This window comes from Haloechinothrix aidingensis (assembly GCF_013450155.1).
Lineage (GTDB): Bacteria > Actinomycetota > Actinomycetes > Mycobacteriales > Pseudonocardiaceae > Haloechinothrix > Haloechinothrix aidingensis.
This window is the reverse complement of record NZ_JACCKD010000006.1, coordinates 1-13554: the sequence shown is the minus strand read 5'-3', so window position 1 is coordinate 13554 and position 13554 is coordinate 1. Positions and strand designations below refer to the sequence as shown.

The following is a 13554-nucleotide window of genomic DNA, read 5'->3' as shown; positions in this document are numbered from 1 at the left end:
GATGCTGTGCGTATCGATACTGGGCGCATCGCCGCCGAGAAGGCAGAATCGAGGTTGTGACCGAACCTGACGACAGTGCCGAGGAAGGCGAGTCCACGCTTCCGCACACCTCCGCGGCGCGTACAGCCAAGCTCGCCAGTCTGCCTCTGGGGATCGCCGGTCGTGCCGTCAGCGGCTGGGGACGGCGACTCGGCGGGCGGAGCTCCGATGACGTCAACGCCGAGCTCTCCGCCCGCGCCGCCGAGCAGCTGTTCGACGTGCTCGGCACGCTCAAGGGCGGCGCGATGAAGTTCGGGCAGGTCCTCAGCGTGTTCGAGGCGGCGATCCCGGACGCCTACGCGGCGCCGTACCGTGAGGCCCTCACCAAGTTGCAGACCGCGGCGCCGCCCATGTCGACACGCCAGGCCCGTCGCGTGCTGACCGAGCAGCTCGGCACATCCTGGCGACGCCGGTTCGCCGAGTTCGGCGAGGAACCGATGGCCGCGGCGAGCATCGGGCAGGTTCATCGCGCCGTGTGGCACGACGGTCGCGAGGTCGCCGTGAAGATCCAGTACCCGGGCGCCGACGAGGCCCTGCGCAGTGACCTGCGACAGCTCATGCGGTTCAGCAGGCTGATCCAGGCCATCGTCCCCGGCACCGAGGTGAAGCCACTGCTGAACGAGCTCGCCGACCGCATGGATGAGGAGCTCGACTACCGTATCGAGGCCGAGCATCAGCGAGCGTTCGCCACCGCGTTCGCCGACGACCCCGAATTCGTGGTGCCGCGGGTCGTCGCGAGCGCGCCTAAGGTCATCGTCACCGAGTGGGTCACCGGCACCCCGCTGTCGGCGATCATCGCCGATGGCGAGCAGGCGCGGCGCAACGAGGCAGGCAGGTTGCTGACCGAGTTCCTGTACTCCGCTCCCGCCCGGGCCAGTCGCATGCACTCGGACCCGCATCCGGGCAACTTCATGATCACCGAGGACAACCGCCTGTGCGTCATCGACTTCGGCGCATGCCTGCGGCTGCCGGACGGCATCCCCTACGGGCTCGGCGAGATCACCAGGCTCGCCCTCGAGGCGCGCCCCGCCGAGCTGATGGCCGCCCTGCGCGAGCACCGGTTCGTCCGGCCGGACGCAGACGTCGCGGCCGACGACGTGCTGGCCTACCTCGCACCGTTCAGCCAGCCCCTCGCAGGCACCACGTTCCGCTTCACCCGCCGCTGGATGCAGAAGCAGGCGACGCGGGTCGGTGACGCGCGCGGCTCGGACTTTCAGACCGCGCGGTCGCTGAACCTGCCGGCCGAGTACCTGATGATCCATCGCGCCGCCGCCGGTAACACCGGTATCCTCTGCCAGCTCGAGGCGGAATTCCCCATCCGAGCGATCGCCGAACGGTGGATTCCCGGTTTCCTCCCACCCGAGGCATGACCCGGCCCGAGCCGGGCCGGGTCAGCGACGGGCGGTTGTGCACAACAGGGCGGATACCTGGACCGAGTCACCGTTGGCCGGGGCAGTTGTCCACAGAATCGGCGAACGCACCCCACGCGCGTCCGAGCGGCGCGACGATCGGCGCATGGTTCGATCCACGTGTCCCAGCCTGCGCGCGATCCGGCAGGCCGCCCCCGACGGGGTCGCCACCACAGCCGCCCTCCGCGAGCTCGGTGTACCGAAGAGCACCATCGCGTATCGCTGCCGCCCCGGCGGTCCCTGGCTACGGTTGTTACCCGGCGTGATCCTGCTGGGTAGCGGCCCGCCGACCCGGCGCCAACGGCTGCGTGCCGCCATCGCCATCGGTGGGCCGCGCGCGGTCATCACCGGCGCCGACGCGCTGCGCGCTCACGGCCTCGACGTGCCGGCAGCCGGTCCGGTCCGCCTGATCGTTCCCCCGGACAAGCGGCCGGTGGCAACCGAGTTCGTCGCCGTCGAGCGCAGCTCACGACCACCACGCCCACAGGTCGCGGGCGGGCTCGCGTTCGCCCCTCCGGGGCGTGCCGCGACCGACCTGGCACGGACCACACCGGAGGCCGCCGAGCTGCGCCGGCTGCTCACCCTGGTCACCGACGCCGGTCTGGGCACACCTGAGCAGCTGCGCCGCGAGCTCGACGCGGGTAACCAGCGCGGCTCGTCCGCCGTACGGGCCGCGCTGCGCGAGCTCGCTGCCTGCGAACAGGCGCACCCGCGCGGCCCCGCCCGAGCGGTGCTGCGCGACGCGCCGCTGCCGCTTCCGATGTGGAACGTGACCGTGTACGGACACGGCACCCGCAAGCTCGCCCACGTACACGCGTGGTGGGGCGAGGTAGCCCTTGCCTGGTTGATCACCGACAGCGAGCACGGCAGCCGGACGAGGGACGACCTCGCCCTCGGCGCCGCCGGGGTGACGGTCGTGCGCACCCCGGCCGCGTCGCTACGCCACGCGTCCCACGACGCGGCCGGCCGCACGCACATCCTGCGCGAGATCTGCTCGGCGTTCCTGGCCGCGGCTCACCGGCCACGCCCCCGGGTGTACGCCGTGCCGGCAACGGCCATGTCGTGCCCGGACGCGGCGTGAGCCGCTACCCGAGCACCCTCGCCCCGCCGTGCGGACTCGGCACGCCGAGTGGCGAACGCCGCCAGCGCGCTCCAGAACCGGACGGCTCGCCGCCGGCCGCGAGCCCGCCGGGTACCGGTCGCCGCCGCCAGCAAGCCCCCTTCGGCGACGCGTTCCCGCCATTGGGTCATCGCCGCCTGTTCATCCATCTGGTTCATGTGATCTCCCGATTTTCATGCCGCGGTCCCCTGCCGCGCCGGGGAGCTGCTCTTGGGAGGCCGACCACGACCTCGCTTGCGCGAGACCACGACCCCACGATCGAAGATCTCTCCACCCCAGACACCCCAGGGTTCCTGACGTTCGATCGCCCCTGCCAGACAGGCCTCGCGCACCGGGCAGCCGGCGCACAGCTGCTTGGCCTGCTGCAGCATGGACGGCGACTCGGCGAACCACAGGTCCGGATCCCCCGTTCGGCACGGCAACGTGCACTCGTCGGCCAGTTCCTCGGGTATCGCGAACGCCTCTGACGGGGCGAATGCGGGTGCCGATGACATGGCTACTTTCTCCTTAATCCTTGTCAGGAAGTTGCTGGCGATTGCTGCTGACTCCGGCCTGCGAACAGCAAAAAGGCCGCGGACCGTGTGACGGTTCCGCGGCCTTTGTGAGCCTGCACCCTGACTGGTCGCTGTCAGGGACATCGCTCATTCACGGACAACGGAACTTCCGTCACGCCAACTCGGCCTCGCTGGTTACGCTTGAACACGTCACCCGCGGCGACGATCGGCGCCACCGCGACATGCGCCCCAGCGGCGCGGCCGTGGAGTCGATCAAGCACACGCACGAGCGCGATGCTCTCCCCAGTGACGGGCGCGCCAACAGGCCCACGACGGATCGTGGAACGCATGTGGCCGGTGATACGCGGGTCGAAGGGCAACATCATCGCGTACCACCTCCTCGTCATCTCACTCGTGGCGACTGCCCGCCGGTCGGCACCACAGCCGTTCCCGGCACACGTGCCAACCGCAGAGCGATCTTGTCGTACGGGCGTTCAACCCGACAACCGCAGGTTATCCGCGGCACGTGGGGGACGGCAACCTATTTTTCCGGATCCGGTGCCCGCAGGATGTTTTCCTTCAGCGATCAGTCGTGCGTGGCCGGGGTCGTAGATGTCGTGGCGGCACCGTCGCCTCGCACCAGTCCGAGAACGTCGGCCCCGAACCGTTCGAGCTTGGTCGCGCCGATGCCGGGGATCGCCACCAGACCGCGGTCGTCGGCCGGGCGCTGCTCGGCTATCGCGATCAACGTGGCGTCGGTGAATACCACATAGGCAGGCACGCTCAGCTCCCGAGCACGTCTGCCGCGCCACTCCTTCAACCGTGCGAGCAACTCTTCATCCACATCGGATGGACATTGCGCACACCTACCTGCCGATACCTCGGCACGCTCGGCCAGTCGCGAACCACAGACCCGGCAGCTCGCCTTCGCGCGCCCGTTCCTGCCCTTGGTACGGCCGTCGGCCCCGGGACCGGGCTGGTCATCGGGTGCGACACCGCGCAGGAACCGGCTGCGCCGCCTGCTGCGCCGCCCTCCCTGGTTCCGCGCCAGCGACCACGACAGCCACAGATGCTCGCGCGCACGGGTGAGCCCTACATAGAGCAGGCGCCGTTCCTCCTCGATCGCCGAGTCGGAGCCGTCCGCGTGCTGGATGGGCATCGTGCCCTCGGTCAGCCCCACGAGGAACACGGCGTCCCATTCCAGTCCCTTGGCCGCGTGCAACGAGGTGAGCGTGACGCCCTCGACGGTCGGTGGGTGCTGTGCCGAAGCCCGGTGCTCCAGCTCGGTGACGAAACCACCGAGCGACGGCTCGCTCGCCGAGGCGGCGAAGTCCCTCGCGAGGTCCGCGAGCGCGGCAAGTGCGTCCCACCGTTCCCTGGCCGTGGTGCCCTGCGGAGGCTCCGCGGTCAAGCCGAGTGGCTCGAGGACGGCGCGCACCGCGCCTGCCACATCGGCAGGCGAGCCGGCACCGGCCGCGTGGCCGGAGTCCTCGCCTGCGGCAGACCGTAGCGCCGTCAGCGCCGCACGCACCTCACGCCGCGAGAAGAACCGCTCACCCCCACGGATCACGTACGGCACCGCGACGTCGGCCAGCGCCCGCTCGTAGGACTCCGACTGGGCGTTGACGCGGTACAGTACGGCGATCTCGCTGGCAGGAACTCCACTGTCGACCAGCTCGCGGATCCGGCGCGCGACCGCATCGGCCTCGGCCGGCTCGTCGTCGAACTCGTTGAACACCGGTTCCGGTCCGGCCGGTCGCTGCCCGACCAACCGCAACCGTGCAGCGGCCGGGCGCGCTCGCGCACCGGCGATCACGCTGTTGGCCAGCGACACCACCTGGGGCGTCGAGCGGTAGTCGCGCTCGAGCCGCACGACCGTGGCATCCGGGTACCTGCGCGTGAACTCGAGCAGCGGCTGGGGCGAGGCACCACCGAAGGAGTAGATCGTCTGGTTGGCATCACCGACCACGGTGATGTCGTCACGACCACCGAGCCACGCCTCGAGCAGGCGCTGCTGAAGGGGCGTCACGTCCTGGTACTCGTCGACGACGAAGCACCGGTATCGCTGCCGGAACTCCTCGGCCACCGCCCTGTGCTGCTCGATCGCCGCCGTGGTGTGCAGCAACAGGTCGTCGAAGTCCAGCAACCGCCTGCTGCTCTTCAACTCCTCGTAGGCCGCGTACACCTCGCCGATCTTGGCAGCGGGGGCCGGAAGGTCCCTGCGCAGGCGAGCCGTCACAGCCGCGTAGTCCTCCACACCGACCAGCGATGCCTTCGACCACTCGATCTCCGAGGCCACGTCGCGAAGCACGTCACGCTCGGTGGACACTCCGACCCGGTGCGCAGCCTGCCCGACCAGCTTCAGCTTGCCGTCAAGCAGCTCCCACGGCTCCTCACCGACCACCCGGGGCCAGAAGTAGCGCAGCTGCTTCAGCGCCGCCGCGTGGAAGGTCCGCGCCTGCGCGCCCTCGACACCGAGATGCCGGAGCCGGTTGCGCAACTCCCCCGCCGCACGCGCGGTAAAGGTCACGGCAAGCACCTGGCCCGCGCTGACGTGGCCCTGCCGGACGAGATAGGCGATCCGGTGCGTGATCGTGCGTGTCTTACCCGTGCCGGCACCCGCCAGCACGCACACCGGACCCCGGGGAGCGGTCGCAGCCGCCCGCTGCTCGGGGTCGAGCCCGCTCAGGGGGCCGCCGTCACCGTCCCGGTCGTTCACGCCGCTCCACCCTCGTGTGCCTGTTGCCGTCTCGCGCGGCGCCGCGTCGTGGTCGCCTCAGCGCGCTCCGTGAGCACGGTGTGGCCCGACGATCGAATCGGGGGCGGGCCGCGCCCGCGACCAGCGTGCGCCTGCGCACCGGCACATCCTCCCAAAGCACCCCGACAGCCGATGAGGCGCACCGGCCGCCGTATCCTGGGTTCTATGGCGGCCGGTCAGGACAAAGCAGCGAAGAAGCAAGCCAAGAGCGCGAAGCGAGCGGCGCGCAAGCAGAAGTTCAGCCAGATCATCCAGGCGTTCACGATGCAGCGCAAGGAGGACAAGGCGCTCATCCCGTGGATGCTCGGAACGTTCCTGGTCGTGGGCGGTGTCGTCGCCGGGCTCGGCTTCCTTACCGGCGCGCCCTGGCTGATGTTGCCGCTCGGCATCCTCACCGGCGTAATGGCCGCCATGATCGTGTTCGGCCGCCGCGTGCAACGCACCGTATACGCCAAGGCCGACGGCCAACCGGGCGCAGCGGCATGGGCCCTGGACAACCTGCGCGGCAAGTGGCGTGTCACCCACACGGTCGCCGCCACCACCCAGCTCGACGCCGTGCACCGGGTGCTCGGCGGGCCGGGGGTCATCCTCGTCGCCGAAGGCTCGCCGCACCGGGTGAAGAACCTGCTCGCGCAGGAGAAGAAGCGCATCTCGCGCCTCGTCGGCGACGTACCCATCTACGACTTCGTCATCGGTAACGACGAGGGGCAGGTGCCGCTGCGCAAGCTGCAGCGCAGGCTGATGAAACTGCCGCGGAACCTGAAGGGCAAGCAGGTGGATGCCCTGGAGGCGAAGCTGGCTGCCCTGGGTAACAACCGCGCCGCGATGCCGAAGGGACCGCAACCGGCAGGCGCGAAGATGCGCAACGTCCAACGCACGATGCGCCGCAAGTAGGTGCGCTGAATGACGCTTTCAGTCCACGAGACGGACTGAAAGCGTCATTCAGCGCATCCGTACGACCACGGTGTCGGTGGTCCGGTCGTGCAATCCCCGGCCGTCGACGTTGCGGATAGCCGGGGGGATCAACAGGAACGTCAGCGCCCACCGCACGACGGCTCGCCAGGCACCGACCCTGCTCGCACCGTCCAGCCTGCCCACCCGGATCCCCGCGGCGGCCATACCGGGTGTGAACCCGAACAACGCTGCGGACGGGACCGTGAGCACGAACCAGAGCAGTACCGCGGCCACCTGGTACTCGTACCCGACGGTCTGCGCCTGCGCAGCGGCGACGTCATAGAGCGGCGGCGGCACGAACAGCGAGGCGATCAGCCCCGCAGCGAGCCAGTCGAGCAGCAGCCCGGCGACCCGCCTGCCACCACCGGCCACCGCACCGACGCCCCGCTCGGGCAGGCCGAGACGCTCGCCGGGCCAGCGTGGGCCGGTGCCGCCGGCAGCGCCGGGTAGCGTCCCCGGCCCGGACAACCACGTACCTGTCCATCTAGCCACATACCCAGCATAAGTGGTGCCCGGCCGCCCCGTGCCGCCAGCCGCCCCGGTGCCGCTGGCGCTGCCGGAACGTGGCGGAGCGCATAGCATGGATTTCCCAGCATGGACACCCCGCAGCGAATCGTTAACACCGGCGAAACATACGAGTGACGGTGGGGCAACACCGCCCGCTTAGCGTCGGTACTCGGATTGGCACACGCGGGGTGCAAGCGCCCGCCGGTCGGACCGCCGCTGTCGGCCACACATGCACAGCAAGACTTAAGGAGCGAACAAGCGTGTTCAAGTCCCCAGAAGACCTCCTGAGCTTCATCTCCGACGAGGGAGTGAAGTTCATCGACGTCCGGTTCTGTGACCTGCCCGGCGTCATGCAGCACTTCACCGTGCCTGCCTCCTCCTTCGACAACGAGACCTTCACCAACGGCCTCGCCTTCGACGGCTCCTCGGTGCGCGGGTTCCAGGAGATCCACGAGTCGGACATGCTGCTGCTGCCCGACCCGTACACCGCGCGTCTCGACCCGTTCCGCACGGAGAAGACGCTGATGATGAACTTCTTCGTGCACGACCCGTTCACGCGCGAGCCCTACAGCCGTGACCCGCGCAACATCGCGAAGAAGGCCGAGGACTACATCGCCGAGTCCGGCCTCGCCGACCTCGCCTTCTTCGGCCCGGAAGCCGAGTTCTACGTCTTCGACTCGGTGCGTTTCTCCCACTCGGAGAACGCGTCGTTCCACGAGATCGACTCGATCGAGGGCTGGTGGAACACCGGCCGCGACGAGGAAGGCGGCAACCGCGGTTACAAGACCCGCTTCAAGGGTGGCTACTTCCCCGTCCCGCCGGTCGACCACTACGCCGACCTGCGTGACAAGATCAGCCTCAAGCTCGAGGAGGCCGGGCTGACGGTCGAGCGCGCGCACCACGAGGTCGGTACCGCGGGCCAGGCCGAGATCAACTACAAGTTCAACACCCTGCTGCACGCCGGCGACGACCTGCAGCTGTTCAAGTACATCGTGAAGAACACGGCCTGGGAGGACGGCAAGTCGGCCACCTTCATGCCGAAGCCGCTCTTCGGTGACAACGGCTCCGGCATGCACTGCCACCAGTCCCTGTGGAAGGACGGCGTGCCGCTGTTCCACGACGAGTCCGGCTACGCGGGCCTGTCCGACACGGCGCGCCACTACATCGGCGGCATCCTCACGCATGCCCCTAGCCTGCTGGCGTTCACCAACCCGACGATCAACTCCTACCGCCGCCTGGTGCCGGGCTTCGAGGCCCCGGTCAGCCTGGTGTACTCGCAGCGCAACCGCTCGGCATGCGTGCGCATCCCGATCACCGGCGACAGCCCGAAGGCCAAGCGCATCGAGTTCCGCTGCCCGGACTCCTCCGGTAACCCGTACCTGGCCTTCGCCGCGATGCTGATGGCAGGCATCGACGGTGTGCGCAACAAGATCGAGCCGCCGGAGCCGATCGACAAGGACCTCTACGAGCTGCCGCCCGAGGAGCAGGCCGACGTCGCGCAGGTGCCGGGCGACCTGAACAGCGTGCTGGACAACCTCGAGCGCGACCACGAGTTCCTGCTCGACGGCGACGTGTTCACGCCGGACGTCATCGAGGCCTGGATCGCGTTCAAGCGCGAGCAGGAGATCGACCCGATGCGGGTTCGCCCGCACCCCTACGAGTTCTCGATGTACTACGACGTGTGATCCCGGATTGAGGTGAGCCGGAGGACTCCTCGGGTACCTGTGCGGTACCGGAGGGGTCCTCCGGCTCACGCCCGGGGACGGGTTGCTACGGCACGGCCAGCCCGGCCTGTTCCAGCACACCGCGCGGATCGGCGACCAGCTTGCGCAGCGTCAGGTCCATCACGCCGATCGTGCACGTGATCTCGGCGGCCAGCGTGCCGTCGATCTTGCGGATGTCACTGTTCATCCGGAACGTCTTACCCTCACCGAAGGTCACGTCGCAGCTGACGTCGACCTCGTCACCGGCGCGCAGCTCCCGGCGGAACCGGATGTTCGATTCCAGCAGCACGGGTGCGGCGCCTGCGTCGCGCAGGCCGTTCCCGCCGCCGCCTGCGTGTTCGAACCACTCCAGGCGCGCGACCTCCGCGTACAGGTGATACACGGAATGGTTGAGGTGGCCAAGGGTGTCCAGCTCGTAGTGCCGGACTTTGATTCTGGTGCTGAAGCTGTCCTGATCGGTCACCGGTTCACTGTAAGCGACCCCGTCACTCGCCCTGCCGGTCACTCCGCGTGGAACACCCGCTCGACGGCCGCGCGGGCACGCCGGGTGACCCGCCGGTACCGGTCAAGGAACTCGCCCGGGTCGTCGGTGACCGCGTGCCCGAACACGCTCGCCACGGCCGCCAGCTCCTTGCCCGATGTGGGGATGGAGTCGACCGGCTTCCCGCGCACGAGCGTCGCCGCGTTCCGTGCCTTCGTCGCGGTCAGCCAGGCTTCGGACAGGGTCTCCGCGTCCTCGTCGTCGACGATCCCCACCTCCCTGAACGCCTCCAGTGCCTCCAACGTGCCGACCGTGCGCACGCTCGGGTACCGGTGCGCGTGGCGCAGCTGCAACAGCTGCACCGTCCATTCCACGTCGCCGAGGCCCCCGGGGCCGAGCTTGGCATGCGACCACGCGTCGGATCCCCGTGGCATGCGCTCGGTGTCCACCCGTGCCTTGATGCGCCGGATCTCACGCACAGCCGAGGCCCCGATCCCGCCCTCCGGGTACCTGATGGGGTCGATCATCTCCACGAACCGCTCGCCGAGCTCGGCGTCGCCCGCGACCGGGCATGCCCGCAGCAATGCCTGCGCTTCCCAGACCTCGCCCCAGCGCGCGTAGTACGCGCGGTACGACTCGAGCGTGCGCACCAGCGGCCCGTTGCGTCCCTCCGGGCGCAGGTCGGCGTCGACCTTGAGCGGGGGGTCCTGACTCGGCGCGCCGAGCAGCCTGCTCACCGTGCTGGCTATCCCGCCGGCATAGCGCACGGCCTCGGCGTCGCTGACCCCCTCGTGCGGTTCGCACACGAACAGCACATCGGCGTCCGAGCCGTATCCGAGCTCGCCGCCGCCCAACCGGCCCATGCCGATCACCGCGATCCGCGCGAGCGGCCGCTCGGCGTTCTCCCGTTGCGCGACATCCAGGGTGGCTTCGAGCACCGCCGCCCACACACTCGACAGCGCCCGGCACGCCCCGGGTACGTCCAGCGCTCCCAGCAGGTCGGCGCACGCGACGCGGAGCATCTCGTGACGCCGCAGCGCGCGGGCGGTCGCGATGGCCGGGCGCAGCGACCGGTAGCGCCCGACAGCTTGGCGCAGTGCCACGGCCACATCGGCGGGGTCCCTGTCCGCGAGTGCCGTGGTGTTGCCGAGCTGCTGCAGCACTTCCGGAGCGCGGACAAGCAAGGACGGCACGAACTTCGATGTGCCGAGCAGCCTGGCGAGGTTCTCCACCACAGCACCCTCGTCTCGCAGCACCCGCAAGTACCAGGGCGTCTCGGCCAGTGCCTCGGACACTTTCCGGTAGGCGAGCAGCCCCCCATCCGGGTCGGGTGTGTCGGCGAGCAGATCCAGCAGCACCGGAAGCAGGGTGTTTTGGATGGCAGCGCGGCGCGACACCCCGGAGGTCAGGGCCTTGATATGCCGCAGAGCCCCGTCCGGTGCCGCGTAGCCGAGCGCGGCCAGCCTGCTCGTCGCCTGCTCCGTGGTCAGCTGCAGCTCGTCCGCGGGAACCTTCGCCACCGCGTCCAGCAACGGCCGGTAGAACAGCTTCTCGTGCAGGTGCCGTACCGCCTTGATCTTGCTCCGGTACTCGGCGAGCAGCACCTCCCCCGCCGTCCTGCCTCGCCGCGGCACGGCACCGCACGCTCGGGCGAGCCACCGCAGCTCCTCTGTGGAGGAGGCTTCCGGGAACAGGTGCGTGCGCCGCAGCTTACGCAGCTGGAGCCGGTGCTCGACCATACGGAGGAACTCGTAGGACGCCTCCAGCTCGGCTACGTCGGAACGCGCGACGTAGCCGCCCTGCCCGAGCGCATCGAGAGCCTCCATCGTGGATGGTGAGCGCAGCTCGGGGTCGACCCTGCCGTGCACGAGCTGCAGCAGCTGCACGGCGAACTCGACGTCGCGCAACCCACCCCTGCCGAGCTTGAGCTCACGCTCGGCGATCTCGTTCGGCACGTGCTCCTCGACACGCGCGCGCATCTTCTGCACGTCGGCGACGAAGTTGTCGCGTTCGGCCGCCATCCACACCATCGGGGCGACCACGTCCACGTACCGCGCACCCAGCTCCTCGTCGCCCGCCACGGGGCGCGCCTTGAGCAACGCCTGGAACTCCCAGGTGCGGGCCCATTTCCGGTAGTAGTTCGCGTGCCCGTCCAGCGTGCGCACCAGAGCGCCTGCCTTGCCTTCCGGCCGCAGGGCGGCGTCGACCTGGAAGCACGACGCCCCGACGATGCGCATCATCTCGCTTGCGACCCGGCCGGCCAGCGACGTGTCTCCCTCGCACACGAACACCACGTCGACGTCGCTGACGTAGTTGAGCTCGCGACCACCGCACTTGCCCATGGCGATCACGGCCAGCCGCGTCGGCTCCTCCGCCTCGTCCTGCCGGCTGTCGCAGTCCTGCCATGCCAGGGCGAGCCCGGTACGCAGCGCGGCCTCCGCCAGTGCCGTCAGGCGCGACGTCACCTCGCTGTAGGGCAGCTCGACGAGCTCGTACTCCACCAGGTGTCCGAGGTCGTCGGCCGCGATCTCCATCAGCACGCCGCGGTAGGCGCTGCGGAGCGCGCGCACGGCGTCCTTACCGGTCAGGTACGCATCACCGGAGCGCACCGCGGCCAGCAGCTCCGCGGTGTAGTCCGCCGTCGACGCCTCGCGCGAATGGGCCAGACGACGCCATTCGTCCGGGGTGCTCACTACGTGATCGGCCAGCGCCGTGGATCCGCCGAGAATCGCAAGCAGCCTGCCCCGCAACGGCGGGTTGTCGTGCAGCGCCTGCCTGATCGTCTCCCAGGCCTGCTCATCGGCTTCTCGCAGCCGGTCGAGTCCGATCAGCGCGACATCCGGGTCGGCTGTCTTGGCCAGCGCTGTCAGGACCGGTTCGCTTCCCGGCGCGGGACCGTTCTCGAGCCACAGGCCGGCCGCGACCAATCGCTGCTCCGCACGATCGTCGGTCAGGCCGAACCGCACCGGTGTCTGGCCATGTCTGTCGCGCGGAATCACCCTGGCCAGCGTAGTACGGCCGAGACGGTGGTGCCGCTCAGGTAACCGCGTCACACCGCGCGAAGGTGTACTCCACGGCGTCGCCGTACGCCACGAAGCCGATCCGGCGGTAGATGGAGTTCGATGTCGGGTTGGACATGTCGGTGAACAGCACGACGTTGTCGACGCCGTGATCCAGGCACCACCTGGCGAGCCCCGCCGTGACGGCCGATCCGTACCCGTGGCCCCGCTCGCTCCACGGCGTGTACACGGCGCTGATCCGCGACATCCCGCTCACCGGCCGGCTCGCCACCGCACAGGCACGGGGTACGCCGTCGCGTCGCCAGATGCCATGCACATTTCCCGACCTGATCGACTCCCCGACAATGGTCCGCGCATCCTCAGTGGGGGCGTGTGGCGTGGCTTCGGCCGCGAACGCGGCCCGGTACCGCGCGAGCAGCGGCACGCTCCGCTCGTCAGCAACCTCCAGCCTGCCAGCCACCTCGGGCTCACGCAGTCGCGTCAACCTGTACAGCCGCATGTTCATGACGAGTTCGGCGGGCCGTCCGCTCACCGCGGTCCATGACGAGGCGACGGCGTCGGCCGCATCGCGGGGGCCGCTGACCCCGTTCGGATCAACCCCCTGATCACGCAGGAACCGCGCGAGTGCACCGGCACCACCAGCGGGTACACCGCTGACGACAAGCGGGCGCGGTGGCGCGCGAACCGCCGCACCACGGACGGCACCGCCTTCGGTGATCGTCACCAGTAGCGGCCGCTCGGGCATCTTTCGCCGGCCGTTCACCACATCCCGGAGCGCGGTCAGGGCCACCGTGTGCCGTACGGGATCGGCTTCGAACAGGGCACCGGCACGTCGCCAGAACTCGACCGGATCCGGCTGCATCGTGACGTCCATGGTCGGCACTGTTCCCGCACGCCACGATCGCTGTCCACGGAATTGCTTCCGCGCACGCCCCGCCGCACGTAAAAAGCCGGGCCCCACACGGGGCCCGGCTTCTAGGTTTGGTGGCCGGCGGTGTCCTACTCTCCCGCACGCCTGTCGGGTGCAGTACCATCGGCGCTGGCAGGC

10 protein-coding genes are annotated in these 13554 nt (G+C 69.6%); 4 read left to right on the top strand and 6 right to left on the bottom strand.

Going from position 1 to position 13554, the window contains the following annotated elements:
* Positions 1 to 56: 56 nt before the first annotated feature.
* Both H0B56_RS16090 and H0B56_RS16085 read left to right on the top strand, forming a co-directional pair.
* Entirely contained in the window at positions 57 to 1409 is a 1353-nt protein-coding gene (locus tag H0B56_RS16090) for an AarF/UbiB family protein (protein WP_180893913.1), read from the top strand.
* 145 nt (positions 1410 to 1554) lie between these two features.
* Positions 1555 to 2529: a hypothetical protein gene (locus tag H0B56_RS16085; protein WP_180893912.1), complete on the top strand. Its 975-nt coding sequence runs from the start codon at positions 1555 to 1557 to the stop codon at positions 2527 to 2529.
* 212 nt (positions 2530 to 2741) lie between these two features.
* On the opposite strand, the gene H0B56_RS16080 is transcribed toward H0B56_RS16085, so the two are convergent.
* On the bottom strand, positions 2742 to 3062 hold the full coding sequence (locus tag H0B56_RS16080; protein ID WP_180893911.1) for a WhiB family transcriptional regulator: 321 nt from the start codon (positions 3060 to 3062) through the stop codon (positions 2742 to 2744).
* Between the two features lie 586 nt (positions 3063 to 3648).
* Positions 3649 to 5781, bottom strand: coding sequence for a UvrD-helicase domain-containing protein (locus tag H0B56_RS16075; RefSeq protein ID WP_180893910.1), 2133 nt, complete (start codon positions 5779 to 5781; stop codon positions 3649 to 3651).
* Between the two features lie 204 nt (positions 5782 to 5985).
* On the opposite strand from H0B56_RS16075, the gene H0B56_RS16070 reads away from it, so the two are divergent.
* Entirely contained in the window at positions 5986 to 6714 is a 729-nt protein-coding gene (locus tag H0B56_RS16070; protein WP_180893909.1) for a DUF4191 domain-containing protein, read from the top strand.
* Positions 6715 to 6762: 48 nt separating this feature from the next.
* Here the strand turns inward: H0B56_RS16070 and H0B56_RS16065 are convergent, their stop codons facing one another.
* Entirely contained in the window at positions 6763 to 7266 is a 504-nt protein-coding gene (locus tag H0B56_RS16065; RefSeq protein ID WP_180893908.1) for an RDD family protein, read from the bottom strand.
* A gap of 275 nt (positions 7267 to 7541) precedes the next feature.
* On the opposite strand from H0B56_RS16065, the gene glnA reads away from it, so the two are divergent.
* A complete protein-coding gene (gene glnA / locus H0B56_RS16060) occupies positions 7542 to 8966 on the top strand; it encodes a type I glutamate--ammonia ligase (protein ID WP_180893907.1) in 1425 nt (474 codons plus the stop codon).
* An 85-nt stretch (positions 8967 to 9051) separates the two neighbouring features.
* On the opposite strand, the gene H0B56_RS16055 is transcribed toward glnA, so the two are convergent.
* From H0B56_RS16055 to H0B56_RS16045, 3 genes are read right to left on the bottom strand one after another with little or no spacing between them, the layout of a single operon-like run.
* Entirely contained in the window at positions 9052 to 9468 is a 417-nt protein-coding gene (locus H0B56_RS16055; protein ID WP_180893906.1) for a thioesterase family protein, read from the bottom strand.
* Positions 9469 to 9506: 38 nt separating this feature from the next.
* The gene (locus H0B56_RS16050; protein WP_180893905.1) at positions 9507 to 12485 is read right to left on the bottom strand and encodes a bifunctional [glutamine synthetase] adenylyltransferase/[glutamine synthetase]-adenylyl-L-tyrosine phosphorylase; all 2979 of its coding nucleotides are present in this window, start codon (positions 12483 to 12485) and stop codon (positions 9507 to 9509) included.
* Between the two features lie 37 nt (positions 12486 to 12522).
* A complete protein-coding gene (locus tag H0B56_RS16045; protein WP_180893904.1) occupies positions 12523 to 13380 on the bottom strand; it encodes a GNAT family N-acetyltransferase in 858 nt (285 codons plus the stop codon).
* Between the last annotated feature and the right edge of the window lie 174 nt (positions 13381 to 13554).